The following is a 24948-nucleotide window of genomic DNA, read 5'->3' on the forward strand; positions in this document are numbered from 1 at the left end:
GTCCATCACCAAAGGAACCATCCAGAGGATGATCAATAATTGGCACTTGGCTTAAATAGCACCCTGTTGAGTTCTCAAAGAACAAGCACACACCGAACACCACCCGATCACTCGGGAAGCACTGCGGGGCTGTGTCGTTCACAGTACCGGACCGGTTTCGCGGCCCCCTAACCGGGGTCCGCCCCACTCCGGGCGGCCAAGCGATCCGGCCTCCACCCGAGCTCTTCAGCCCCGGTGTTTTTGTCCGTTCCTCGCTGGCAGAGAGAACATTACGCGGCCCGTCAGCCGGGATGCAAATCGGGGTCGGTTGTCCCCCGTCACATCATCACCGCCTACCGATCCCCGAATCCCATTCGCTTCGAACGGCGTGTCCGCCATCGCTCTGAACAGCAGATATGCAGCTCAATGATGCTTACGAGGACGACGATCCGCACCGTTCGATGCGGTCGGCGAGCTCTATCGGGTGACTGAGCGTCGCCAGGTGGCCACCCGGCACCAGTTCCGCCGCCACCCCGAGCCGATCACGGGCGACCCGCTGCTGGAACTCTGCCGGGAACAGACGGTCGTCGCGCCCCGCGAGCACGCGGATCGGCACCGGCGGCCACGCCTCGAACTCACACCGATCGCCGAACACCCGCTCCGACTGGTCCCGATCGTGGCTGAGGGCGTACTCGGTGAGGTCGTCGGGAACGTCGTGAAAGAAGTCGGCGCGCTGATCGAACGCGGCATCGGGATCCCTGCCCTCCCGGACGGCCTGTTCACGCTGGGCCGCGGACTGGCCGGTGACCTCTCCCCAGATCCCGAGCTGCTCCCCGGGCAGCGGGATCATCGCGTTGACGAAGACGATCGCGGACACCGGGCGCCGGGCAGCCACCATCCCGGCGGTGAACCCGCCCATGGACAGCGCGACCAGCACCGGCGCGACTCGCTCCCCCACCGCCGCGCCGACCACCTCCGCGTACTCGCGCAAGCCGGCGTCCTCGTCGTCGGCGGGCAGGTCCACGTTGACGACGTCGTGGCCGCGCCGAGTCAGTTCGGCCTCGACGAGGTGCCAGTACCAGGCGTCGCCGCCCCCGCCGGGAATGAGCACGAAGGTCGTCATATCCCCACGTTATGCAGGAGCACCGACAGATCTCGACGGCACGGTGGTGAGCAGGTAGTCGTCGGCCTCGGGGTCCCAGCGGAGGTCGACGACCCCGGCGGTCGCCGCCGCCTTGCAGAACTGCAGGAAGCTCCGATACCCGAGCTTCTTCTCGCTGAAGTCCGGCTTCGCCCGGCGCAGGTGGTTCTTCAGACCGGACAGCGCGACCGGCCCCGCGTTGCGGCTCAGGTCGGCGACGACCGAGCCGAGCAGCCCGAACTCCGCCTCCGGACCGCCGGACTCGGGCAACGAGACCTCCGGGTCCCCCTTGGCGGGCCCCTCGCCCAGCTCGACGACGTTGCGTTCGGCGAGATAGCGCAGCAGCTCCCCGAAGGTACGGAACCCGTAGTCGCCTTCGTTGAACGTCGGGTCCTTGCGCAGCAGGGTGCGTTTGAGCGTGGACGCGGTCACCGCACCGCCGGAGCTGCCCTGGAGCCCGGCGACGGTCTGCGCGACGAGCACCGCGAGGGTGTCGACGTCACGGGGGGACTCCTCCGCGGCCACCGGGAGTTCGATCTCCTGCTCGACCGGCTGCGGTGCGGTCTCCTGAGGCTTGGCCGGCGCGGGCGTCCGGCCAGGCCGGGTGCGCGCGGGCCTGATCTCGACGCCTTCGAGCCGGTCGTAGTAGAGGAACTCGTCGCAGGCGGGTGGCAGCAGTGCCGAGGTCGACTGCTCGACGCCGACGCCGATGACACGCTTGTTGAGTTCGCGCAGCTTGTGTACCAGTGGCGTGAAGTCGCTGTCGCCGGTGCCGAACACGAACGTGGAGATGTAGTCGCGTTCGAAGGCCAGCTGCAGGGCGTCGACGGCCATCTTGATGTCGGCGGCGTTCTTGCGGGAGGCACCCATGCGCTGCGGGATGTCGATCAGCTCCACGTGCGACCTGGTCAGCAGCCTGCGGTCGGCGTCGAAGTACGACCAGTCGGCGTACGCCCGGCGCACCACGACCCGCCCGCGTTCGGCGAGCGCGTCGGCGATGGGCCGCAGGTCGAAGGTCATCCCGCCGAGGTGATCACGGGCACCGATCGCCAGATTCTCGTAGTCCAGGAACAGGGCAATGCGATCCTCTTGATCCACGCCGATCAGCCTACGCCCTGCGGCGCGTACCACCGAGGTCTTGCTTCGTCGCGTGCGTCCGGGGAGCGCCGTGGCGCTCCCCGGGACGGGGGTCGTCAGAGGTCGAGGGCGTTGAGGGTGATGCGGTCGGTGTGCGACGGCCAGTTCGGCACGGTGAACCGCTGGGTGCCGCCGCCCGCCCGGGACTGGATGGTCACCGTGACCGTGCCGGAGGCGTCGGCGGCGGCGGGGATGTAGACGTCGGCGGCGGTGATGAACACCTCGTCGAAGTCGGGGATGGCGACGCTCAGGTCGGTGCGCTGGTCGACGCGCTGGTCGTGGGCGAACAGGCCGATGGCCCGCTTGTCGCGCGGCGCGGTGACGGCGTTGAGGATGTCGACGCCGTCGACGGTGAGGTGGTCGCTGCCGGCGCCCTGGTCGCCCCACCATTCCTTGTACCGGGTGAGCGACAGCGCGCTGTGCCGGGGGTCGACGGGCACCCGGCTGCTGATGCCCTCGCCGGGCCGGTTGGTGAGCAGGCGCAGCAGCCGGTCGGTGCGCTGGAACGGCTGGAAGTAGTGGTGTTGCACGTGGCCCGCACTGTGCACGATCGCGAATTCGTAGCGAGCCTGCGGCGCGGCGGTGATGGGGCCGAACCCGCCGTCGGCGGCGATGGTGACCTGGGCGAAGGGCTGGGAGGTCAGACGGCGGCCGGTGGCGGCGTCGATCTCGTACACGTCGACGCGTGCCCCGGTCGCGGCGGCGTTCGAGGGGAACAGCACGGTCTTGCCGGTGAGGGTGATCGGGCCGGTCTCGGCGACGACCGCGGTGGTGGCCGGGTCGGCGCCGGTGAGGAAGCGGTGCATCTGCACGAAGCTCTGGGTCGAGGTGACCGTCTGGGTATGGGACTGGTCGCTCTGGTACACGTTGGTGGCGCCCCAGATGCGCCTGCTGGTGGAGCCCTCGCCCCAGATGGCGAGGGTCGGCACGCCGCCGGGGCGGCTCAGCGCGGTCGCGCCGTCGAGGTTGACGTAGTGGGCGACCTTCGCCGCCCGGGACCGGGTGCGCAGGAAGCTGTGGCTCAGGAACGTGCCGAGCGAGTGCGCGACCAGGTCGACCTTGTCCGCTCCGGTCTGCCGGCGCAGCTGGTCGATCCGCTGTTCCAGGCGGTTCAGTACGGCGCTGCTGCTCTCCGCGCCGAACGAGTAGTCGTAGTCGATGCCGTCGATGACCTCGACCGGGTAGCCGTTGCTCGCGAATCGTTTGGCCTGGGTCTCGAACTGCGCCGCGGACCCGGCCGCCCCGTGCAGGAACACGATGGGACGCGGGGCAGCGGCGGCGTGGGCGGACGGCGCGGCCGCGAAACCCGCGGCGGCCGGTACGGCGGTCAGCGCGAGCGCGGCGGTGACGGCCAGCAGAATGGTACGCATCGGATCCGTACTCCATTCTCATCAATGGATATAGGGAGGTCCGATGCTATGGCGGCGGCGACACCGGCCGAGTCGGCAGAATCGCCAGCCATCCGCCGGTCCGGTTGCCGACCAGGCCGTCACTCGGCCCAGGGGTCGAAACCGGTGTCCAGCACGCCCACCAGGCAGGCCCGCAGCCGGGCCGCCTCGTCCTGCCCGAACCTCTCCTCGAACCGGGCCTGCACGTCCTGCCACAGCGGGAGTGCCGCCGTCATCCGGGACAGACCGTCCGGCGTGAGCGTGACGGTCCGGGCGCGGCGGTCGCTCGCCGACTGCTCGACGGTGACCAGGCCCTGCCGGGCGAGGGGTTTGAGGTTGGACGCCATCGTCGTGCGGTCCATGGCGATGGCGTCGGCGAGGCCGCCGATCGTCATCTCGCCGTGTGCGCTGAGCTTCTGCAGGATGCTGAACTGCGTCGCACGCAGGCCGGACGGCGCCAGCGCCTTGTCGTAGGTCGCCCCGAGGTATCTGGCCGCCTTGCGCAGCGTCAGGTTGTTGCACCCGTCAGTCGGGTCGCCGCCGGTTGTGGTCACCGTCTCCCCCTGCCCGTCTACCCCACCAAGAATACGAGTAGATGCTCGCATCTGCGAGCACCGGCACGTAGCCGCGCCTGCCGGCCGGGCCGTCGAGCACTTCGGCTGCCTTGCCGACGACCGATAGGAGCATATGCTCGTATCGTTCCACCGCACGCCCCAGCCCTTACAGAGTCATGACCAGCAGGCGCATCTGGTGGTCACAGCCCGGACGGGCAGCGGACGATGAGACAGGCGACGGGCGTGCCCCTCCCCGAGAGGGGAACACCAGGTGGCCACCGGCGGTTGAAGCCGCTGCGGCCAGAAATAGTAGACCGGTCGACTTATCGACCGGTGGAGAAAAGGACATACTCATGGATCTCAAGCTCGAACTCATCGTGCTGCCCGTATCGGACGTGGATCGGGCCAAGGCCTTCTACGAGTCGGCCGGCTTCCGCCTGGACCTGGACAAGGCCGCCAACGAGCAGTGGCGTGCGGTCCACCTGACCCCGCCCGGGTCCGAAGCCTCGATCATGTTCGGCACGGGACTCACCGCCGCCGCCCCCGGCTCCGTCCAGGGCCTCTACCTCATCGTGCCCGACATCGAGCAGGCCCGCGCCGAACTGGTCAGCCGCGGGGTGGCCGTGAGCGAGGTGTTCCACGACGCCAACGCGCTGGTGTACCACGGCCACGGGGGCGGGGACATCACCCACGACGGCCCCGGTCAGGGACGCGTCATCGGCAGGCACCCCGAGCGCGCCGACTACGGCTCCTTCGCCACCTTCAGCGACCCCGACGGCAACGGCTGGGTGCTGCAGGAGGTCAGGAAACGCGCCCCCGGCCGCTGACACCGCACGACGCCGGCGCCGGGCCCCTGGGTGGAACCTCGCCCAGCGGCCCGGCTGGGCGCGTCGGCCCCGTAGCGGCCCGCCGCGCTCCGCGATGATCGACAGAGCGGAAGACGACGGCATTCGATCCGACCACAGGAGAAGCAGTGAGCGAAGCAGCGACCCACGAGGCGACCCGGACCTACGACGTGATCGTCATCGGCGCGGGCCCCGTCGGCGAGAACGTGGCCGACCGGACCAGCGCGGCCGGGCTGAGCACCGTCATCATCGAGCGCGAGCTGCTCGGCGGTGAATGCTCGTTCTGGGCCTGCGAGCCCAGCAAGGCGCTGCTGCGGCCGGTGATCGCGCGCGCCGACGCCCGCCGGGTGCCGGGGCTGCGCCAGGCCGTCGGGCCGCTGGACGTGCCCGCGGTGCTCGCCCACCGCGACGACCTGGCAAACCACTGGCACGACGAGGACCAGGTCGGGTGGCTGAACTCGGTCGACGTGGACCTCATCCGCGGCCACGGCCGGCTCGACGGCCCGCGCCAGGTCACCGTGCATACCCCGGACGGCGGGACTGTCCGGCTGACCGCGCGGCACGCCGTGGCGGTCTGCACCGGCACGAGCGCGGCCCTGCCCGATACCCCGGGTCTCGACCTCGCCCGCCCCTGGACCAGCCGTGAGGCGACCAGCGCAGGCGAGGTGCCCGGCCGGCTCGTCATCGTCGGCGGCGGCGTGGTCGCCGTCGAGATGGCCGCCGCCTGGCAGGCGCTCGGCTCCCAGGTGACCATGCTGGTACGCGGCGAGCTGCTGTCGAAGATGGAGCCGTTCGCCGGGGAGCTGGTCGCCGACGGGCTGCGCGAGGCAGGGGTCGACATCCGGTTCGGCGCGACGGTGGCGACGGTGCACCGGGAGGGCCGCGAAGCCCGGATGACACTGGCCGACGGCACGCAGCTGGCGGCCGACGAGATCCTGTACGCCACCGGACGCGACCCGCGGACCGGTGACGTCGGCCTGGACACCGTCGGCCTGACTCCCGGCGACTGGCTGACCGTGGACGACACCGGCCAGGTCACCGCCGTCGCCGACGGCTGGCTCTATGCCGCCGGTGACGTCAACCACCGGGCGCTGCTGACCCACCAGGGCAAGTACCAGGCCCGGATGATCGGGGCCGCGATCGGCGCCCGCGCCAACGGCGAGCCGGTCGACGACACCCGCTGGGGTGCGCACGTGTCGACGGCGGACCACACGGCAGTGCCGCAGGTCGTGTTCACCGACCCCGAGGTCGCCTCGGTCGGCCTGACCACCCGGGACGCGGCCGACAGCGGCCGCCGGATCGAGGTCGTGGACTACGACATCGCCCGTGTCGCGGGCGCGCACCAGTTCGCCGAGGGCTACCGGGGGCAGGCCCGCCTGCTGATCGACCTGGACCGCGGCATCGTCGCCGGGGCCACCTTCGTCGGGCCGGGGGTCGGGGAGCTGCTGTACTCGGCGACCGTCGCCGTGACCGGCGAGGTCCCGCTGGAGCGGCTCTGGCACGCGGTCCCCGCCTTCCCGACGATCAGCGAGGTCTGGCTGCGCCTGCTGGAGACCTACCGCGACCGTCACCAGCCCCGGCGCAAGCCGGCCACGCACAGTTCACCGAAGGAGTAGACCCATGGCAGCCAGTGACCTGGTGCTCATCGCCGGCGCGGGAGGCGTGGGCAGCACCGTCCTCGACAAACTCCGGGCGCAGGACGTGCCGGTGCGGGCGATGGTGCGCCGCGACGGCGAGCACGCCGACAAGCTGCGCGCCCGCGGCGCGGAGGTGGTCCTCGGCGACCTGACCCGCCCGGAGACCGTGGCGGCCGCGCTGCGCGACGTCGGGCGGATGTACTTCGCGATGCCCGTGTCGACCGACCACCTGCTGGCGGCAACCGTGACGGCCAGCGTGGCCCGGGAGTACGGGCAGCTGTCGGCCCTGGTCGACATGTCCCAGATGACGGTGTCGCAGATGACCGCGACCAGCACCGCGGAGTCCCACCAGCAGCGGCTGCACTGGCTCGCCGAGCAGGTCTTCGACTGGTCGGGGCTGCCGATGGTGCACCTGCGGCCGACCTCGTTCCTGGACAACCCGCTGTTCACGACGCTGGCGGCGGCCACGATCCGCAAGGACGGCACCATCGCGCTGCCGTTCGGCACCGGCCGCACCTCGCCGATCGCCGTCGACGACGTCGCCCGGGTCGCCGCGACCGTGCTGCGCGACCCGGCCCCGCACGTCGGGCACGTCTACGAGCTCACCGGGCCGCGCACCGTCGACATGACGGAGCTGGCGCAGGAGTTCTCCCGCGCGCTCGGCCGCGAGATCGCGTACGTGGACCTGCCGCTGGACCGGTGGCGCACCGAGGTGCTGGCCAAGGCGGGCCTGCCGCCGCACACCGAGCAGCACATCGCCACCATGGCCCGGCTGCACCACGAGAACCGCTACGACCGCACGTCCGCCGACGTCGAACGGGTCACCGGCTCGCCCGCGCAGTCGATCGAGTCGTTCGTGGCCGCCCGCAAGGACTTCTACCTCGGCGGAGCAGAAGACACGCCGAGCGATGCCGGCTGATCACACGGAACGGAGAAGCACGATGCGTATTCCCAAACCCCTCATGGTGCTGTCGATGGCGATGCTGTCACTGGTCGTCGCCGTCGGCTGCTTCGCGCAGGTCTACTGAACACCGGTGCGACGTCACGACCGGGCCTGTCCGGCCCGGCGTGAGGTCGCCGCCGCGCAGTCCGGGGCGCGGCAGTCGCGGCGGTCCCGGTGGATGCGGTAGTCGTTGACGCTCATCCGCACGATGCTCACGGCCGGGCGGGCCGGGCCACGCCGCCAGTACGCCAGCTCGTTGTGCGCGGCCCGCACCGCCTCGGCCTCGGTCGAGCGCGGCGCCACGAAATCGTGGGTATGCCAGTCCGGCCAGTCCCGGCGCACCGCGAAGATCACCGCCGCATTCGGGACACGCCGCCGCGCCAGGCCGAACCAGCCGACTCCCACCCACACACCGCCCATGTCCGACCCCCGACATCCCGATGCGCCGCCCGATGCGAGACGCCGCCTCAGTCAGCGTGGCAGTGAAGCAATGGTCACCGACCGTTACGTCAATGATCTGTCCTCGGCCGGGTGACCCGGTTGCGCCCGGCTGACCACGCCCGCTATACGGCCGGGTCCACGCCTTGAGACATGCACATGCGTACCGTCGATCACGCTCCCACGGGGCCACTAGACTCCTCATTGGACCGAATCAGGTCGGCGGCCGGGGGGACGACGCCCGATCACGCGACGATGCGTACGCCGTTGGGCATCCCGCACGAGTGATCGGGTGAGCATGAAGATTCTGGCGATCAACGGATCCGAGCGCAGCAGGGGATCGACCTGGCAGGCCGCGCAGGAGGTCGCCGCCCACGCCGAGCAGCGCGGCTGCCAGACCGAGATCATCAACCTGGCCGAGCAGCGGGTGCTCGCCTGCGACTGCGGAACCTGCAACTCCCGGCCCGACCCCTGCCCGGTCGACGACAGCGTCGGCGAGGTGGTCGCCGCGATGATCGAAGCCGACGCGGTCGTCTTCGCCGCCCCGGTGCACGGCTTCGGGCTGTCCTCGCTCATGCAGACCTTCATCGAGCGCGCCGGGGTCGGCCACCTTCGGTTCACCCGGCCGCTGACCAACACCATCGGCGCGGCGATCGTCGTCGGCCGCCGCTACGGCCACCTCGACGTGCACGCCCAGCTCCTGCACAACCTGCTGCTCAACCGCTTCATCCTGGTCGGCAGCGGCTTCCCGGTGACCATCCACTCCGGCGGCGAGCAGGGCATCCTGTCCGACACCGAGGGCATGGACGCGCTGCGCAGCACCGTGGACCGGATCATCGACGTAGGCACCGCGCTGATCGCGTCCGGGACCAGGCTGCCGCGGCCCGAAGAGGTCGAGCGGCGCGTCGGAAGGACCTCCTGACCCGTGACCGCGATCGCCAAGGCGGACTCCCCCGCCCGCAGCGGGCTCGGCCTGCTGGTGGCCGGCAAGTTCGCCTCCACGGTGGCGTACTCGATCCTTTGGGTGCTGCTGCCGCTGTACGTCTACCGGTCCAGCGGGTCCGCGCTCGTCGCGGCGCTGGCCTCGGCCGTCAACGTGCTGCCGTTCCTGCTGTTCGGGCTGCTCGCCGGGGCGGCCGTCGACCGGTCCTCGCCGACCAGGGTCATGGTGTGGATGGAGACCGCCAACGCCGCCGTCCTGCTGTGCGTGCCGCTGCTGGCCGGCACCGTCGGCACGCACCCCGCGGCGCTGATCCTGGTCGGCTTCGCCTCCGCGACCGTGTACGTCTGGTTCGAGGTGGCCAGTTCGGCGGCCATCCCGGCGGTGGTCGGCAAGGACGGGGTGTTCCGCGCCAACAGCTACCTGTGGATGGCCGGCACGGTCGTCACATCGGTCGCCGCACCGGTCGGCTTCTTCCTGCTCGACGCGTTGCGGCTCGGCCCGACGTTCGCCGTGCTGGCCGGGTTCTACCTGGTGTCGGCGGTGCTGATCGCGCTGCTGCGGCTGCCGGACGCCGCCGCGCCCGAGCCCGGCCGGGCGCGGGAGCGCGGCGCGATCTGGGCGGGCCTGCGGTTCATCGGCGGGCAGCCGCTGCTGCGCGCGTACACGATCGTCAACGTCGGCGTAGGGATCAGCGCCGGCGCGGTGTACGGGATGCTCGTGGTCTTCGCCTCCCGGGCGCTGGGCCTGCCCACCGACGACTACCGGATGGCCTGGATCATGACCGCGTGCGGGGTCGGCGCGCTGCTCGGCGCGCTCGCGGCACGGCGGTTGAAGACCGCACCGCCGGTTCCCGCCGCCCGCTGGCTGATCGGCGCGGACCTCGTCCTGCTGCTGGCGTACGCCGCCGCGCCGAACTGGGCCGTCGCGCTCGCCGCCCTGCTGTGCTGGAACACCGTGCACACCAGCTTCATGGTCGTGGGCATCTCGGTGCGGCAGGTGATCACCCCGCTGCACCTGCAGGGCCGGGTCAACGCGGTCGGCCGGATGATCGCCTGGGGGTCGGTGCCGCTGGGCACGCTGCTCTGCGGCTGGCTCACCGAGGCCATCGGACCGCGCCGGGCGCTCGCGCTGCTGGCCGTCTGCGCCCTGGCCGGACTGGTCGTCGCCCTGCGCACCCCGCGCACGCTCACCCTGGAGGAAGCAGCCCGATGACCACCCGGACCCCGCTGCGGGTGCTGTTCGTGGCGTTCAGCCGCTCCAGCCTCGGCCACATCGCGCGGATGCGCACGGCCGCGCAGCGCTTCCAGCTCGCCGGCCACCAGGTCGCCATCGCCGCCCACGAGGAGGTCCGCCCGCTCGTCGAACGGGCCGGGCTGCCCTGGATCGGCATCGACGAGATCGGGCCCGCACCCGCCTGGCGCGGCATGAACGACGTCGCCGAGCTGCGCGCGTTCGCCCGCACCCGGCTGGCCAGCCCCGCCTACGTCGAGACCTGCCTGGCCGACGAGCTGCGAGTGATCGACGACTTCGGGCCCGACATCGTGGTCAGCGACATGCGCAACACCGCGTCGGTGGCCGCCGCGATGCGCGGGCTGCCCAGCGTCACCTGCCACAACCTGCGGCTGTTCCGCCATCCGATGCACGCCGTGCTACCGGAGGTGTTGATCACCCTCGACCAGCTCGGCATCGCCGGCGCGCACGCCGGCAAGGTGCTCGGGGACGCGATGCTGGTGCCGGACCTGGCGCTGCTCGACCCGCTGTCCGACGTGCCCGCCGAGACGATGGGCCTGGTCACCAGCCTGGTCGCCGAGATCCGCCACATCGGAGCCCTGGTCCCACCCGAGCTGTGCGACGTGCCGCTGCAAGGCGAGCGCGCGCCGCTGCTCAACATCACCCTCGGCGGCAGCGGGGCCGGAGACGCGGACCTGCTCCGGGTGGTCGCCGCCGCCCGCGGGCTCGGCGTGCCCATGGCGGTCACGCTGGGCGTCGAAGGCCACGGCAGCGAAGCCCTCGCCGCGCGGGTGCGGGCCGCGGCCGCAGACGCCGAGGTCGACATCGCGGGGCTGCGGCACGACGCCGTCGACCTGATGGCCCGCGCGACCGCGGCCGTCGTGCACGGCGGCCACACCTCCATGATCGAAGGCCTGCTGTCCGCCACGCCGCTGGTGTTCGTGCCGCACTCGGCCGAGCAGCGCGGCAACGCCGGCCGCGTCACCGCCCTGGGCCTCGGCGTGGTCGTCGCGCCGGACGATCCCGTGGAGGCCGTCGCCGAGAAGATCAGGTCGATGCTGGCCCCGGCGGACCGCACGGCGCACACCGTGTTCGCGGACACGCTGCGGGCCGCCGACGGCGCGCAGGCGATGATCGAGCACGTGGAGCGCGCCGTCGCCCTGCACCGCATCACGAGGAGCGGCCATGCCGCACAGTGACGTCCGGCTGTCGACAGTGATCATGACGCATCCGGCCCGGGCCGATCGCGCCCGCGCGCTCGCGGACGAACTCGCCGAGTTGTCGCCCGCGCTGGTCGTCGACACGGGCGAGCCGGGCGGCGGCAACCTCGGCAACGCCGTGCGGGCCTGGGCCGCGGCCGGCGACGACGCGACCCACCACCTGGTGCTGCAGGACGACGTCATCCCCTGCGACGGGTTCGCCGAGCAGCTGCACCGGGCGGTGCGGGCCCGGCCCGACGACGCGGTCAGCCTGTTCTGCGAGTGGGGTTCGCGCACCGCCGGCCTGGTCCGCGCCGCCGCCTGGCAGGGCTGGTCGTGGGCGCGGGCCGTCGACGTGTACACCCCGTCCCAGGGCCTGGTGCTGCCCCGGCAGGCGGCGCTCGACTTCGCCGCGAGCGTCACCGACCCGGCCGGCGCGGACGACCTCGCCCTGTCGGCGCACCTGCGCGCCACCGGGCGGCGCACCCTGGTCACCGTGCCGCACCTGGTGGAGCACGACGACCATCTCAGCCTGACCGGCAACGGCTTCCAGGGACTGCGGCACGCCACCTGCCCCGCCGACGGCGGCGCGCCTGTCGACTTCGACACCCCGGTGGCGGGCGACGGCCTGACCTGGGTGCCGTGGGCGTCCTGGATGCGGGTGCACGCCGAGTGGTTCTACTGCGGCGACGAGGACGAGCTGGCCTGGCTCGGCGAGTTCGCCGACACCAGGCTGCCCGACGGGTTACGCAAGGCCGACCTGTCCGGGCGCTTCTACGCCGACCTCGCCGCCGAGCCGGCGCTGACCGGTGCGGTCAGCGAGCTGACCCTGTTCGAGTACTGGACGACCTGCTTCATGCTCGGGCTGGTCATGCCGGACCCGGTGCGCGCCGAGCCCGGACCGCTGGCCGAGCGGGCGTTCGCGACCGCGTTCCCCGGGCTGTTCCGCCGCTACCTGCCGATGACGACCGTGTCGGCCCTGCGGGGTCCGGCCGGGCGCTTCGCCGCGACGGCGTTCCGGCACGGCGGGCAGGCGGGCCTCGACCGGCCGTATGCCGCCTGGTACGCCGCATGAGCCCGGTGCCGGGCCCGCCGCCGCGGCGCTGGACGGGCCGGCGCGGCAACGCCCACGCCTACGCCGCCGACCCGGTCGCCTACACCGCGCGCCTGCACCACGAGTTCGGCCCGGTCAGCGGCCTGGTGCACGGTGACCGCCGGCAGGTGTTCGCCTTCGGAGCCGAGCACAACCGCACGGTGCTGACCGGCGGCGACGTGTTCCACACGGTGCTGGAGTACGCGATCCCGGCCCGGATCCGGCGGGCCCGCCGGGGCATCGGGCTGCTCAACATGAACGGCCCCGACCACCGCGCGGCCCGGCACACCGTGACCCCGTCGTTCCGGCCGCAGGCGATGGGCCGCCACGCCGAGGTCATCGCCCGGCTCGCCGCGGAGGAGGTCGACTCCTGGGTCCCGGGGCAGGCGTTCGACCTGACCGCGAGCATGCGCCGGCTCACGCTGCGGATCGCCTGCCAGTGCTTCTTCGGCGTCGACATCGCCCGCGACGCCGACTCGATCGGCCGCCTGGTGCAGCAGATGCTGGCCCTGCGCTATTTCGCCACGTCGATCCGCTACTTCCCGTTCGACCTGCCGGGCACGCCGTACCGGCGGCTGCTGTCGGTCATCCGGCGGCTGGACGACGCGCTGGCCGCCATCGTGGACGCCCGGCGGTCCGGCGGTGAGCAGCCCGACCTGCTGCAGTCGCTGCTGGCCGACCGCGACGAGCACGGCCGGGGCCTGTCCGACGACCAGCTCGTCGGGCAGCTCACCACGCTGCTGGTCGCCGGGCACGAGACGTCGTCCAGCACGCTGTCCTGGGCGCTGATCCTGCTCTCGCAGCACCGCCCCGACCTCGACGAGGCGCTCGACGACACCGCCGGGCGCACGCCCGAGCAGCACGCCGCGTCCACGGTGCTCGACCGCGTCCTCAAGGAGACGCTGCGGCTGCTGCCGCCCGGCCCGAACACGGCCAGGATCACGGTCGCGCCGACGATGCTCGGCGAGCACGAGATCCCCGCCTGGTGCCAGGTCGTGACCAGCAAGTACGTCACCCACCGCGACCCCGCCCGGTTCCCGGAGCCGCTGCGGTTCCAGCCCGAGCGCTGGGAGGCGGCGAGCCCGACGCGGTACGAGTATCTGCCCTACGGCGCCGGGCCGCACGTGTGCATCGGCGCGGCCTTCGCCGACCTGGAGATGAAGACCGTGCTGGGCGCGATCCTCAGCCGCTACGTGCTGGTCCCCGTGCCCGGCAACCCGATCTCCCGCGAGGTCGGGCTGCTGATGTCGCCGAAGGGTCCGGTGCCGGTGATCGCGCACCTCCGGTCCGCGGTGCCGTCGCGCCTGCCGCGGGTCGAGGGCGACCTGAACGAGATGGTGGACATGTACGGCGACGAGGGGTGGCGGCTCGGATGGTAGAACGGCTCCCGGTCAGCCTGGTGATGGCGACCTGCGACAAGCGCGAGTACCTGGCGCTCACCCTGGAGTCGCTGCTCGCGCAGACCCACCCCGGATTCGAGGTGGTGCTCTGCGACGACGGCACCGCCGGCGGCGTCGAGGACGTCGTCGCGCCGTTCCTCGACCGGCTCGACATCCGGCTGGTCAGCCAGGAGAACCGGGGCCGGGCCGCCGCCCGCAACACCGCCCTGGCCCACGCCGACGGCGAGCTGATCGTCTTCCTGGACGACGACCGGATGGCCGCGCCGGAGTTCGTCGCCGAGCACGTCGCGGCGGCACGGCAGGGCCGCGAGGGCACCATCGGCTGGAAGCGCCGGGCGCTGACCTGGTGGCGGCCCGGCCTCCTGCCGCTCGGCGAGCAGGACCTGCTGACGCTGGTCGCCCGGGTCGGCGGCGTCGAGCGGCTGGCCGAGCCGATCCACTTCCTTGCGCCGGGCGAGCTGGCCGCCGACCCGGCCGGTGCGTTCGCCCGCACCGGCCTGGGCGACGAGCCCGACAACTACCACGCGATCGTCGAGGCCTACGGCCCCGAGCTGGCCGACTTCCGGTTCGGCTGGGCCCTGGCCACGACCGCGAACCTGTCGGTACGCCGGGCCGCGGTCAAGGAGGTGGGCGGCTTCGACGAGTCCTTCACCGGGTGGGGGCTGGAGGACACCGACCTGAGCTACCGCCTGCACCGGGCGGGGGTCGCGTTCTCGGTGAGCACCACGGCGATCAACTACCACCAGGTGCACCCGCTGGCTGACCCGAACCCGGCGGTCGCGTTGCGCGTCATGCGCGCCCAGCTGATGCGCAACCTGGACCACTTCTGCCGCAGGCACCAGGCCCTCGACGCGTTCCTGTTCCGCAGGCGCTGGGAGCACGCGATGACGCTGGCCGAAGCCGACCGGCTGCTCAAGCTCGTCGAGCAGAGCCCGCCGCTGCTGCGCCGCGAGCTGGAGGCCCTGTACGCCGACCGCTGACCACGTGGCCGGCGTACCCGCGGTCATCGCGCCACCGGCTCCCCCACCGCGACCGGGACCCGGCGCTGCGCCCGTGCGCGGCGCAGATACAGCAGACCGGCCAGGAACGACAGCACCCCGGACAGCACGATCGCCGTCCGGTACGCCCCCTGGTCCATCAGCGTGCCGTAGGCCAGGGACGCGACGGCGCTGCCGACGAAGATGCCCATGCGCTGCACGCCGTTGACGAACGCACGGACCCCGGTCGGGGCGAGCAGGTTCGCGGTGTGGTCGAGCACCGGCATCTGCGCGTAGTGGCTGCCCTGGCGCAGCAGGTACCAGAGCAGGAACAGCGCCGCGCCGGTCGCCGCCGCGCCCAGGCCCTGGAACAGCAGCGCCGCGCACATGCCCCAGCCCGCGACGCGGAACACCCCGCCCCGGCGCATCAGCGGGAACAGCACGAAGATGCCGACGACGCTGGCGACCCGGTCGGCGACCAGCACCCAGCCCAGCCACTGCTCGTCCAGGCCCAGGTGGTTGACCACCAGCAGCGGCACGAACCGGATCGCCAGCACCCCGGCCCCGCCGACCAGCCCGGCGAGCAGCAGCAACTCGCCGAGCCGGGCGCCGTGCTCGCGCACCGCGTCGCGCAGCGCCGACAGGGTGCCGCCCGCCGGGGCGGACCGCACCGCGCCGCGCTGCCACATCATCGCCCGCGCGACGCCGATAAGCAGCGCGAGCGCCCCGGACAGCAGCAGCTCGGACCGGTAGTCACCGGACCCGCCGAGCGCGGCCAGCCCGACGCCGAGCAGGTTGCCCGCCGCCGACGCGGCCAGGAACGCCACGAACCCGTGCCGGAACAGGCTCAGCCGCCGCTGCTCGTCGGGCACCGACGCGCCCACCACCGCGTTGACGCTGACCAGCATCATCGCCGCCGCCACGCTGTTGACGGCGAACAGCAGCAACTGGGCGGCGAACCGGTCGAACAGCGGCATGACCAGCATGGTCAGGCCGAAGCCGAAGCTGCTGACCACCATCGACGGCTCCAGCCCGAACCGGTCGGTGACCGCGCTCAGCGGCAGCACGACCACGGCCATCACGATGAAGCCGACGGAGAAGATCTGCCCGACCCCGGCCGGACCGATCCCCACCTGCTGCAGGTGCAGCGCGTAGTACATGTCGAACAGGCTCGTCGCCAGGCCGAAAAACACCTGGCTGACGAGGAAGCCGCTGCTGATCCGGGCGTACGGTGCCGCCATCAGCGGGCCAGTGGCGAGCGAGCCGGGTGCGCGGCGGGCAGTTCCCGGCCGACCTTGGACACGAGCAGCCCGTCCAGGTACAGGTGGTCCATCTCGGTGCGCACGAAGGTGCACAGCGCGTGCAGCGGCGTCTCCACGATCGGCTCACCGGCGTCGTTGAACGACGTGTTGAGCACGATCGGCACCCCGGTCAGCGCTCCGAACTCGGCGATGACCTGGTGGTAGACGGGATTGGCCTCGGCGGAGACGGTCTGCAGCCGCGCGGTGCCGTCGACGTGCGTGACGGCGGGCAGGGACTGTTGCGCGTGTCCGGCCACCTTCGGCACGAGCAGCATGAACGGGCTCTCCCCGGAGAAGTCGAACCATTTGCCCGCCTCCTCGGCCACCGCCGACGGGGCGTACGGGCGGAACGGCTCCCGGTGCTTGACCACGTTGTTGAGGTAGTCGCGCATCTCGGGGTGGCGCGGGTCGGCGAGCATGCTGCGGTGGCCCAGCGCCCGCGGCCCCATCTCCGAGCCGCCGTTGAACCAGCCGACGACCTGGTGCCCGGCCAGCAGCTCGGCGACGTCGCGCGGGCCCGCGTCGCGGCAGGCCAGCTCGACGCCGGTGTAGCCGGTGACGGTGGCCAGCGCCTCCAGCACCTCGGCGCGGGTGTACGCACGGCCGAACGACGCGTGCCGCATCGGCGCGGGCCGGGCCTGACCCAGCAGCTCGATGCTGCCGTACAGGGCCGCGCCGATCGCCACGCCGGAGTCGCCCGCCGGGGCGGGGATGAACACGTCGGTGAACCCGGACTCGGCCCGCACCCGCTCGTTGGCCACCGAGTTCAGCAGCACCCCACCGGCCAGGCACAGCCGGTCGAGCCCGGTGACCTCCCGGGCGTGGTTGGCCAGGTGCAGCATCGCCGTCTCCAGCTCGTCCTGGATCTTGCGGGCCACGTCCTTGGCGAACTGGGTCTGCCAGCGCAGCGGGTCGGCGGCGGAGAACTCGCCGCCCTCTTCGGCCAGCAGCCGCTGCCAGACGTCCTCCAGCGACTGCTGTGACACCGTGATGTCGAACCCGTCGAACGTCAGCCAGTTGCCCCAGTCCGGCCGCGGCCGCCCGTACGGGGCCAGGCCCATCGTCTTGCCCGCCTCCGGGTAGCCGCCGCAGCCGAACACGCCCCAGTCGGGGGTGCCGTAGCGGGTGACGAAACCGAGCTTGACGGTGAAGAAGTCGTAGAACAGCCCCAGGCTCATGTCCGAGTAGTCCGACGGGTAGTCCACCGCCGCGACCCTGGTCAGCGCGCTGCCCTCACCCCGGAACAGGGTGTGCTTCTCGATCCGGCCGGTGCCCGGCCAGCGCGCGCCGGCCTGGTCGACGACGAGCACCGCGGCCTGCTCGAACCCGGACGGGTAGAACGCCACCGAGGCGTGACCGAGGTGGTGGCCGGGCAGCGGCAGCTCCCGGATCTTCGACTTGTCACGGATCGGCAGGTCCCGCCGGATGCGCCACACCGCGCCGTCGCCCAGCGGCCGGTTGCCGACCACCAGGTCCAGGTCGTCGATGCCCACGTCGGCGGCGTCGAGGCAGTACGCCACCGACTTGATCGGGATCGTCTTGGTCAGGCGTTCGAAGTGGCCCTGGATGAGAAAGCCCTCCGAGTGCTTGATCCGGTCCAGGCGCTCCTCCTCGATCGCGACGACGATCTCGCCGTCGCGGACCAGGCAGGCGGAGCGGTCGTGGCTCAGGTTCAACCCCAGCACGAGGGACATGCGTTGCTCGCTTTCGGTCGGGTGCCGCCGCGGCGGCCGTGGTGCGTGGTCGGGGTGCGGGCCGGTCAGGCGTCGGCCGCGGCCTTGGTCATGGCCTCTTCGAGGCCGTCGAGGATGCGGTAGCAGTCGTCGCGCAGGGTCAGCGGATCGGCGGCGCGGACCAGCAGCAGGCCCGCGTACGCCAGCACCCCGGTGTGCGGGTGGAAGGCGGGCATGGGCGTGCCGAGCGGCTGGGACTGGCCGCGCACCAGCTCGACGGTCGTGCCGCCGGACACCAGCTCCTCCCAGGCGACCAGGTCGGGCCGGAACGGCGGCAGCGACGACCAGGACTTGCCGGTGGAGTCGACGGCGATGACCGACAGCGACGCGGCCGCCCCGCGGGCGTCGGCGGGCAGCAGCAGCCGGTCGGGCACCGCGGGAGACTCGCCGAGCGCGGCCGCCAGCTGCAGCCCGATCAGGTCCACGCCGTACGCCTCGACCAGCTCGCGGGTGACCGCCGCGCCACCGGCCCGCGCCGCGGACTCCAGCAGCCGCACGGTGCCGTCCGGCATCAGCTTGACCTCGGTGTGCGTGGCGCAGGTGTCCAGGCCCAGCGCGTCGACCGCGCGACGGCACACGTCGGCGATGCGCTGCTGCAGCTCAGGGGCCAGCGTGCAGGGGGCGTGGTTGCTCAGCTCGACGAACACCGGCACGGTCGGCAGCCGGGCGGTCAGGCACACCGGGTGGTAGACCCCGCCCGCCACCAGGCCTTCGACGCTGAGGTAATCGCCGTAGCCGGGCTGGTCGTACCAGCCGTCCACGCTGGACTGGATGATCTCCTCGACGAGGTAGCGCGGGCCGGTCCGGTCGCCGTGCTCGCTCATGCCGGAGCGGCGGGCCGCGGCGGTCGCCGCCTCGACCTCGCGCCACACCGCCGCGCCGTCCTCGCCGGGGCTGAGCATCGCCTGCCCGATGGAGCCCGCGCCCAGCGCCGACTTGACGATCACGTCACCGCCGATCTCGGCGCGGGCCGCCTCCAGCTCCGCCAGCGAGTCCACCGGCCGGAACGCCGGGTTGGGCACGCCGGCCGCCTGCCACGCCCGGCGCATCAGCACCTTGTCGCGAGAGCGGGCGGCGCCCTCCCCCGGGCCGGGAATGCCCAGCCGCAGGCACGCTTGCGCGGTGGCGACCACGCAGAACTCGGAGAACGTCAGCACCCCGTCGCTGCGCAGCTCCGTGGCCACCCGGACGATCTCGTCGGGCAGTGCGGCCGACGGGTCGGCGGGCACCACCCGGCGGCAGAGCCGTTCGAGCAGCTCACGCTGCCACGGCTGGGGTTCGCCGATCAGCAGCACGTCCACCAGCGCCCGGCTCACCAGCCGGGGCAGCAGGAACTCCAGCGCCGGGCCGCCTTTGGCGTACACCAGCAGGACCGCGGGTTGCATCGCTCATCCGTCCTTTCGCCACGGCGCGGTCATCGCGCCGTCCACCAGGTCTCCAGCACCGCCATGGCGCTGCACAGCTTCATCCGCGCCTGCTGCCAGGCCAGGCTGGCCGGGCCGTCGAGCACCGCGCCGGTGACCTCCTCGCCCCGGTGGGCGGGCAGGTCGTGCAGGAAACGGGCGGAAGGCCAGCGGCCCAGGAACGCCTCGTCCACGTGGTAGGGGCGGAACGTCTCGCGCCAGGCCGGGTCGGGTTTGCTGGTGCCGGTCGTCTGCCAGCGCGTGGTGTAGACGACGTCGACGTGCTCGGGCAGCTCGTCGGCCCGCTCGACCTGCCGGACCTGCGCGCCGTGGGCGGCGGCGTCGGCTACGGCGAGCGCGAGCTGGTCCTCGGGCAGGCCGTAGCCGGGCGGCACGTACAGCGAGAGCAACGCGCCGGGCACCCGGGCCAGGGCGTACGCCAGCGCGGAGGCGGAGTTGTTGCCCTCGCCCACGTACAGCACCGAGATCCCGCCGAGCGCGCCGAGGTGGGCGCGCATCGTGGCCAGGTCGCAGACGGCCTGGGTGGGGTGCTCCTCGCGGGCCATCGCGTTGACGATCGGCGGCGCGCCCCGGTCGAGCAGGCCGTCGAGTTCGGCCAGCGTGCGGGTGCTGCGGATGACGACGCCGTCGAGCATGAGCCCGAGCACCCGCAGCGTGTCCTCGATGGTCTCACCGGTCTGCAGTTGCAGCCCCGACGCGTCGTAGGTGAGCAGCTTCGCGCCCAGGCGCAGCGCGCCGACGCTGAACGCGGTGCGGGTGCGGGTGGAGGTGCGTTCGAACAGCGTGGCCACGACCAGCCCGTCCAGGACCGGGGCGACGTCGGCGGGCGCGGCGGCGATGCCCACCGACCGTTCGACGAGCGCGTCGAGCTGCGCGGCGGTCAGCTGCCGCACGCTGAGCAGGCTGCGGCGGCGGTTGCGCGCGACGTCGACCAGCGCGAGCGGAGGCTGCGTCGTGGTCACAGCGTCACCTCCGTGCCCAGGCCGAGGCCGGTCGCGGCGCGCCGGATGGCGTCGAGCAGCGCCACGTCCAGTACGCCCATGCCGAACGGGTTGAGCACCGTGTACGACCCGGACGGCGGCGGCGCGGCGAGCACCGCCCCGGCGGCGAGCGCGCCGATGGTCGCGTCGATCAGGCGGCCGCCACCGGCCGAGCCCGGGGCGGTGACCAGGCCCTGCTGCATGAGCCGGCCGAGCGGACGGCGCGGGTTCTGTTCCACCAGTTCGACGTCGTCGACGTAGAGCCGCCCGGCCTGGAGCAGGGCCTCGGCCGTGAGGTCGGCCAGGGACACGTTGACCACCGCCGCGCCCGGCCTGATCCAGTCCGGCGGGAGGTAGCCGTCGTCGGCGGTGGTCGCGGTGAGCACGAGGTCGGCGTCTCGCAGCGCGGCGCGGGCGTCGGGCAGCACCGCCACTTCGATCCCCGGGCGGTGCAGCCGCACCCGCTCGGCCAGTGCCGCGGCGGCCGCCGGGTCGGCGTCGTGCAGCGCGACCCGGCGCAGGCCGGGCAGCCGGTCGGCGAACAGGAACAGGTGCGTGCCGCCCTGCGTGCCGCAGCCCAGCACGGCCAGGCAGGTCGCGTCGGCGTGACCGGCCGACTGCACCCCGACCAGCGACACCGCGGCGGTACGTACGGAGCTGATCAGGCCGATCTCGATGATCGCGCTGATCCGGGCGGTCCGCGGGTCGAAGCACAGCCCGACGCCGCCGGCCCGTTCCAGGCCCGCGGCGGGGTTCGACACGCTCGCGTTGATGATCTTCATGCCGTACGCGGCCGGGCCGCCGTCGCGCACGATGCCGCCGGGCATCGCGATCGAGCGGGTGTACGCGCCCTGGTCGTTGTCCCAGCGCAGGTACGCCTCGGCGGGCAGCACGGTGCGGCCCGCGTGGTGCTCGACCAGCGCCTCCCGCACGATCGCCACCGGATCCAGCAGCTCCAGGCAGCGCGCCGCCTCGTCCCGCGAGATCAGTAGCACCGAGCCCGCGCCGCTCAGGCCGCGCAGCCCGGCGGTGAACCAGGGCACGCGCGTCAGTTCCTCTGTGGACATGTTCAGATCAGTCCTTCCTCGGCGAACGCCTCGTCGGCGCCCGACAGGTCGAGCACCCCGGCGGACCGGAACAACCGCACCGACTGCGCCGACTGCTCGCGGGCGGTCCGGCGGACGACGTCGGGGGCGTAGACGTCGGCGAGCACGTCGCGCACCTGCGGCTCGGTCAGGCCCGCCGCGCGCAGGGTCGCGGCGACCGCAACCTGGTTCGGGCGCAGGCTCTGGGTGATCAGCCGGGGCAGCGCGGTCGCCATCTCGCGCCGGGTGCGCGGATCGCAGCCGGTCCACAGCTCCCGGAAGAAGCGGGCGAAGTAGGCGTGGTGGCGTCCTTCGTCGCGGGCGTGGTCGCGGACCGTGGTGCGCACCAGGCCGACCAGGTCGGGATCGTTGGGCAGCTCGGCGAGCAGGCTCGTGATCAGCGTCTCGAACACCACGACCTGCAGCAGGTACGGCAGCGACCCGGCCTGCGGCAGGCACTGTGCGGCGACCCCGTCGAGTTCGGTGATCACCGGCTCGAAGGTGTACGGCAGCGCGGCGACGCCGGTGGCCGCCTCCAGCTGCCGCACCACGTCGAACGAGTACAGCGCGTGGTACGCCTCGTCGCAGTAGATCTTGTACGCGTCCTCGCGCACGTCGCCGCCGAGCACGACGTCGGTGCGGCCGTTGGCGATCAGCTCCGTGGCCCGGTTGACCACCCGGGTCTCGAAGTGCGCGGTGAACGCGAAGTACTGGTAGGCGTGCCGCGCCACCAGCTGCTCGCGGGTCGCGGAGTCGAGCCCCGCGACCAGCGGATGCGCCAGATACGGGATCAACCGCTCCGGGAACAGCACCTTGCCGTCGTCGAGGTCGTCGCCGAGCACGCGGCGCGGATCGACCCGCACCCCGGCCCGCTCGTGCCAGTCGGCCAGCGGCGACTCGCTCACAGGTCCCCCCAGTCCACCGACTCGCAGACCGCGGCCGGCGGCGCCGGGTCGACCCCGTGCGCGCGCCGCCACGCGGCGGAGTAAACGGTGCTCAGGTAGTTGCGGGCCCCGTCCGGGCACACGCACACCACGTCGTCGAGCCCGTCGCGTTCGATCAGGCGCAGCGCCGCCGACACCAGCGCCCCGGCGCTGGCCCCGACCCCGATGCCGCAGGACTCCAGCAGCCACAGGCAGGCGGCCACCGCCTCGTCGGTGCCGACCCGCTCGGTGGGTCCGTCGAAGGCCGACGCGAACTGCGACCGCTGGCTGGAGCCGATGCCGGGCAGCAACCGCCGGCCCGGCACATGCCCGACGGCGTACGAGCCGTAGACGTCGACGCCTCGCACGTCCCAGCGGGTGGCCGCGGCGGCGTAACGGCGGATGCCGGCCAGCGTGCCGCCGGTGGACACCGCGACCAGCACCACGCTGTCAGCGGACACCTGCGCGGCCAGCTCGGGCGCGGTCCCGTACTGGTGCGCGCGCGGGTTGGCGGGATTGTCGTACTGGTTGGTCCAGCACAGGGCCGGCTGCTCGGCGAGCAGCTCCCGCACCCGGCGCAGCCGGTTCATCAGGTAGCCGCCGCGGCCATCCTCCTCGTCGACCAGCACCAGGGTCGCGTCGAGGCGGCGCAGTTCGTGCAAGGCGGCCGAGGGCACCCGCGGGTCGACGACCGCGGTGAAGCGCACGCGGTTGGCGCGGGCCAGGCTAGCCAGGGCCACCCCGAGGTTGCCGGAGGTCGACTCGACGATGCCGACGGCGGGGTCGAGCTTGTCCGCCACGGAGTCGTACAGGGCGACCGCCGTGCGGTCCTTCATGGACCCGCACGGGTTGAAGGACTCCAGCTTCAGGCGCAGGGTCGCGGTCCGGCCGCCGACGCGCAGGCGCACCGCCACCAGGGGTGTGTTGCCCACCATCAGCGGGACGAAGCAGGTGCCGCGGGCGTGGCTCACCGGGCCGGCCCCGCGCTCGCCGGATCCCCGGCGGGTGCGGCCTCAGCGCGAACTTCCCGGAACGAGGGCATGGTTCGTTCGGACACGGCGCATCTCTTTCGGACCCTGGCTGCATCATGGCGTGGCGGATCGCCCGCGAGCCTCGTTGCGCGCAGTCGCTGGCCCGCTGAGGGCAGCATGAAGGCACCCCTTCCGGCGATCGTGGCGACACGATCCGGCAGGGGTGAGGGAGCACAGCGTCAGTCGCGATGCCGCACCCGGTGGTGACCGGAGGTAATTCTTACGACACGCATCGACAGTGTCAACTGTCCAAGGTCGTGATTTCCGTCCGAACACATGCAATACTCCTGCATATCAGCAGTTCAGATCGGCCACGACCGTCCGAAATAGAGTGTACCGGCGCCGCCCGGCATGGGACGGCGCCGGCAGAGGTCAGGCCGCCGCGCCGTTCCAGACCGGCGGCGCGTACCCGGCCGGCTTGTCGCCGATGCCGAGACCCGGGCTCACGATCCAGGACTGGTACCGCGAGGTGAACATCGCGTAGGGCCCGCCCGGCTCCGGGGCCCCGGCCCGCTCCAGCCGGTCGCGCAGCTCGGCCGGGATGGTGAAGTCGAGCGCGGCCATGTTGGCGTCGAGCTGCCCGGCACTGCTCGCCCCGATGATCACCGAGCCGACGGCGGGCTGGGTCGCCACCCAGTTGACCGCGACCTGGGCCATGCTGCGGCCGAGCTCGCCCGCGACCTGCTCCAGGGCCTCGATGACCGCCCAGTCGCGCTCGGCGACCGGCTGCGCTCCCCCGCCGAGCCGCCCGTCGCCGGCCAGGCCGTCGGCGGTGCGCCGGTACTTGCCCGACAGCAGGCCGCCGCCGATCGGGCTCCAGGCGGTCAGCCCCATGCCCAGCGACTGGGCCATGGCCGGATACTCGGCCTCGATCCCGCGATTGACCAGTGAGTACGGCAGCTGCAGGTTGATCATCGGGGTCAGCGCGTGGGCCTCGGCGAGGCTCTGCGCGCGGGCGGCGTACCAGGCGGGCACGTCGGACAGCCCCGCATAGCGGATCTTGCCGGCACGCACGAGGTCGTCGAAGGTGCGCACCACCTCCTCGACCGGGGTGATCCGGTCCCAGGTGTGCAGCAGGTAAAGGTCGAGGTAGTCGGTGCCGAGCCGTTTCAGCGACGCCTCCACGGCGCGCATGACGTGCTTGCGGCCGTTGCCCGCCGCGTTCGGGTCGGACGGGTCGACGGTGTTGGTGAACTTGCTGGTCAGCACGACCCGGTCGCGGACCCCGGCCGAGGCGATCAGTCGCCCGAGGATGGCCTCGCTCTCGCCCCCGGTGTAGAAGTCCGCCGTGTCGATGAAGTTGCCGCCGCCGTCCAGATAACGCCGGAAGATCGGCTCGGCCTCGCTCTCGGTCTTGCCGTACGCGGCGTGGAAGCCGCCGGTGCCGAAGTTCATCGTGCCCAGCGCCAGCCTGCTCACCCGCAGCCCGGACCTGCCGAGAAGGTAGTAGTCGTTCACAGCTGCCGTCCCTGTTCGCTGATCGAAGTCCCGCGCTCCAGTATTGGACCGCTCGGTCCAACGTAGCTCCGGATAATTGGACCGTCAAGTCCAGATCTTGCGTTGTTGC

The 24948-nt window shown here is 72.4% G+C and carries 22 protein-coding genes; 9 read left to right on the forward strand and 13 right to left on the reverse strand.

All coding sequences use genetic code 11. From position 1 onward, the window contains the following. Nucleotides 1–412: 412 nt before the first annotated feature. From AB0B66_RS37685 to AB0B66_RS37700, 4 genes are all read right to left on the reverse strand, one after another. Nucleotides 413–1102, reverse strand: a complete 690-nt coding sequence (locus tag AB0B66_RS37685) for an alpha/beta hydrolase (protein WP_360539348.1) — start codon at nt 1100–1102, stop codon at nt 413–415. Between the two features lie 9 nt (nt 1103–1111). After that, nucleotides 1112–2218, reverse strand: coding sequence for a PIN domain-containing protein (locus AB0B66_RS37690; protein ID WP_360539350.1), 1107 nt, complete (start codon nt 2216–2218; stop codon nt 1112–1114). Between the two features lie 95 nt (nt 2219–2313). After that, a complete protein-coding gene (locus AB0B66_RS37695) occupies nt 2314–3627 on the reverse strand; it encodes an alpha/beta fold hydrolase (protein WP_360539352.1) in 1314 nt (437 codons plus the stop codon). Nucleotides 3628–3746: 119 nt separating this feature from the next. Beyond that, nucleotides 3747–4199 (reverse strand): MarR family winged helix-turn-helix transcriptional regulator, encoded by a 453-nt coding sequence (locus AB0B66_RS37700; RefSeq protein ID WP_360539354.1) that lies wholly within the window; start codon nt 4197–4199, stop codon nt 3747–3749. A gap of 353 nt (nt 4200–4552) precedes the next feature. Here AB0B66_RS37700 and AB0B66_RS37705 point away from each other — a divergent pair, with 353 nt between their 5' ends. The 3 genes from AB0B66_RS37705 to AB0B66_RS37715 all read left to right on the forward strand — a co-directional run bounded on the left by AB0B66_RS37705 (nt 4553) and on the right by AB0B66_RS37715 (nt 7600). Next, nucleotides 4553–5026 (forward strand): VOC family protein, encoded by a 474-nt coding sequence (locus tag AB0B66_RS37705; RefSeq protein ID WP_360539356.1) that lies wholly within the window; start codon nt 4553–4555, stop codon nt 5024–5026. Nucleotides 5027–5172: 146 nt separating this feature from the next. Then, entirely contained in the window at nt 5173–6660 is a 1488-nt protein-coding gene (locus tag AB0B66_RS37710) for an NAD(P)/FAD-dependent oxidoreductase (RefSeq protein WP_360539358.1), read from the forward strand. A 4-nt stretch (nt 6661–6664) separates the two neighbouring features. Further along, nucleotides 6665–7600, forward strand: coding sequence for an NmrA family NAD(P)-binding protein (locus AB0B66_RS37715; RefSeq protein ID WP_360539360.1), 936 nt, complete (start codon nt 6665–6667; stop codon nt 7598–7600). Between the two features lie 123 nt (nt 7601–7723). Here the strand turns inward: AB0B66_RS37715 and AB0B66_RS37720 are convergent, their stop codons facing one another. Then, entirely contained in the window at nt 7724–8044 is a 321-nt protein-coding gene (locus AB0B66_RS37720; RefSeq protein ID WP_360539362.1) for a hypothetical protein, read from the reverse strand. A gap of 316 nt (nt 8045–8360) precedes the next feature. Between AB0B66_RS37720 and AB0B66_RS37725 the strand changes: the two genes are divergently transcribed. From AB0B66_RS37725 to AB0B66_RS37750, 6 genes are read left to right on the forward strand one after another with little or no spacing between them, the layout of a single operon-like run. Next, nucleotides 8361–8984, forward strand: coding sequence for a flavodoxin family protein (locus AB0B66_RS37725; RefSeq protein WP_360539471.1), 624 nt, complete (start codon nt 8361–8363; stop codon nt 8982–8984). 3 nt (nt 8985–8987) lie between these two features. After that, the gene (locus AB0B66_RS37730) at nt 8988–10217 is read left to right on the forward strand and encodes an MFS transporter (protein ID WP_360539363.1); all 1230 of its coding nucleotides are present in this window, start codon (nt 8988–8990) and stop codon (nt 10215–10217) included. Next, entirely contained in the window at nt 10214–11434 is a 1221-nt protein-coding gene (locus tag AB0B66_RS37735) for a glycosyltransferase (protein ID WP_360539365.1), read from the forward strand. Before AB0B66_RS37730 ends, AB0B66_RS37735 begins: the two co-directional genes overlap by 4 nt. Continuing rightward, a complete protein-coding gene (locus tag AB0B66_RS37740) occupies nt 11421–12509 on the forward strand; it encodes a hypothetical protein (RefSeq protein WP_360539367.1) in 1089 nt (362 codons plus the stop codon). Before AB0B66_RS37735 ends, AB0B66_RS37740 begins: the two co-directional genes overlap by 14 nt. Continuing rightward, nucleotides 12506–13906: a cytochrome P450 gene (locus tag AB0B66_RS37745; protein WP_360539369.1), complete on the forward strand. Its 1401-nt coding sequence runs from the start codon at nt 12506–12508 to the stop codon at nt 13904–13906. The genes AB0B66_RS37740 and AB0B66_RS37745 overlap by 4 nt, the downstream gene beginning before the upstream one ends. Further along, entirely contained in the window at nt 13900–14907 is a 1008-nt protein-coding gene (locus AB0B66_RS37750) for a glycosyltransferase (RefSeq protein ID WP_360539371.1), read from the forward strand. Before AB0B66_RS37745 ends, AB0B66_RS37750 begins: the two co-directional genes overlap by 7 nt. A gap of 23 nt (nt 14908–14930) precedes the next feature. On the opposite strand, the gene AB0B66_RS37755 is transcribed toward AB0B66_RS37750, so the two are convergent. The 8 genes from AB0B66_RS37755 to AB0B66_RS37790 all read right to left on the reverse strand — a co-directional run bounded on the left by AB0B66_RS37755 (nt 14931) and on the right by AB0B66_RS37790 (nt 24839). Then, a complete protein-coding gene (locus AB0B66_RS37755) occupies nt 14931–16145 on the reverse strand; it encodes an MFS transporter (protein WP_360539373.1) in 1215 nt (404 codons plus the stop codon). Further along, a complete protein-coding gene (locus AB0B66_RS37760) occupies nt 16145–17899 on the reverse strand; it encodes a carbamoyltransferase C-terminal domain-containing protein (RefSeq protein WP_360539375.1) in 1755 nt (584 codons plus the stop codon). Before AB0B66_RS37760 ends, AB0B66_RS37755 begins: the two co-directional genes overlap by 1 nt. 65 nt (nt 17900–17964) lie before the next feature. Next, the gene (locus tag AB0B66_RS37765; RefSeq protein ID WP_360539377.1) at nt 17965–19323 is read right to left on the reverse strand and encodes a hypothetical protein; all 1359 of its coding nucleotides are present in this window, start codon (nt 19321–19323) and stop codon (nt 17965–17967) included. 29 nt (nt 19324–19352) lie between these two features. Further along, nucleotides 19353–20324, reverse strand: coding sequence for an ornithine carbamoyltransferase (locus tag AB0B66_RS37770; protein ID WP_360539379.1), 972 nt, complete (start codon nt 20322–20324; stop codon nt 19353–19355). Then, complete coding sequence (locus AB0B66_RS37775; protein WP_360539381.1) at nt 20321–21409, reverse strand: ornithine cyclodeaminase; 1089 nt, start codon at nt 21407–21409, stop codon at nt 20321–20323. The genes AB0B66_RS37770 and AB0B66_RS37775 overlap by 4 nt, the downstream gene beginning before the upstream one ends. A 2-nt stretch (nt 21410–21411) precedes the next feature. Next, nucleotides 21412–22332 (reverse strand): diiron oxygenase, encoded by a 921-nt coding sequence (locus tag AB0B66_RS37780; protein ID WP_360539383.1) that lies wholly within the window; start codon nt 22330–22332, stop codon nt 21412–21414. Beyond that, nucleotides 22329–23321, reverse strand: a complete 993-nt coding sequence (locus tag AB0B66_RS37785; protein WP_360539385.1) for a pyridoxal-phosphate dependent enzyme — start codon at nt 23319–23321, stop codon at nt 22329–22331. The genes AB0B66_RS37780 and AB0B66_RS37785 overlap by 4 nt, the downstream gene beginning before the upstream one ends. 432 nt (nt 23322–23753) lie before the next feature. After that, the gene (locus tag AB0B66_RS37790) at nt 23754–24839 is read right to left on the reverse strand and encodes an aldo/keto reductase (RefSeq protein ID WP_360539387.1); all 1086 of its coding nucleotides are present in this window, start codon (nt 24837–24839) and stop codon (nt 23754–23756) included. Between the last annotated feature and the right edge of the window lie 109 nt (nt 24840–24948).

It is taken from the genome of Catellatospora sp. NPDC049111 (assembly GCF_040648615.1).
Taxonomy (GTDB): Bacteria; Actinomycetota; Actinomycetes; order Mycobacteriales; family Micromonosporaceae; genus Catellatospora; species Catellatospora aurea.

Bases quoted from the DNA above. Each gene is read 5' to 3' on its own strand.
- AB0B66_RS37685 (WP_360539348.1), bottom strand. From the start codon at position 1,102: ATGACGACCTTCGTGCTCATTCCCGGCGGGGGCGGCGACGCCTGGTAC.
- AB0B66_RS37695 (WP_360539352.1), bottom strand. From the start codon at position 3,627: ATGCGTACCATTCTGCTGGCCGTCACCGCCGCGCTCGCGCTGACCGCC.
- AB0B66_RS37705 (WP_360539356.1), top strand. From the start codon at position 4,553: ATGGATCTCAAGCTCGAACTCATCGTGCTGCCCGTATCGGACGTGGAT.
- AB0B66_RS37715 (WP_360539360.1), top strand. From the start codon at position 6,665: ATGGCAGCCAGTGACCTGGTGCTCATCGCCGGCGCGGGAGGCGTGGGC.
- AB0B66_RS37720 (WP_360539362.1), bottom strand. From the start codon at position 8,044: ATGGGCGGTGTGTGGGTGGGAGTCGGCTGGTTCGGCCTGGCGCGGCGG.
- AB0B66_RS37725 (WP_360539471.1), top strand. From the start codon at position 8,361: ATGAAGATTCTGGCGATCAACGGATCCGAGCGCAGCAGGGGATCGACC.
- AB0B66_RS37735 (WP_360539365.1), top strand. From the start codon at position 10,214: ATGACCACCCGGACCCCGCTGCGGGTGCTGTTCGTGGCGTTCAGCCGC.
- AB0B66_RS37740 (WP_360539367.1), top strand. From the start codon at position 11,421: ATGCCGCACAGTGACGTCCGGCTGTCGACAGTGATCATGACGCATCCG.
- AB0B66_RS37745 (WP_360539369.1), top strand. From the start codon at position 12,506: ATGAGCCCGGTGCCGGGCCCGCCGCCGCGGCGCTGGACGGGCCGGCGC.
- AB0B66_RS37750 (WP_360539371.1), top strand. From the start codon at position 13,900: ATGGTAGAACGGCTCCCGGTCAGCCTGGTGATGGCGACCTGCGACAAG.
- AB0B66_RS37755 (WP_360539373.1), bottom strand. From the start codon at position 16,145: ATGGCGGCACCGTACGCCCGGATCAGCAGCGGCTTCCTCGTCAGCCAG.
- AB0B66_RS37760 (WP_360539375.1), bottom strand. From the start codon at position 17,899: ATGTCCCTCGTGCTGGGGTTGAACCTGAGCCACGACCGCTCCGCCTGC.
- AB0B66_RS37765 (WP_360539377.1), bottom strand. From the start codon at position 19,323: ATGCAACCCGCGGTCCTGCTGGTGTACGCCAAAGGCGGCCCGGCGCTG.
- AB0B66_RS37775 (WP_360539381.1), bottom strand. From the start codon at position 21,409: ATGTCCACAGAGGAACTGACGCGCGTGCCCTGGTTCACCGCCGGGCTG.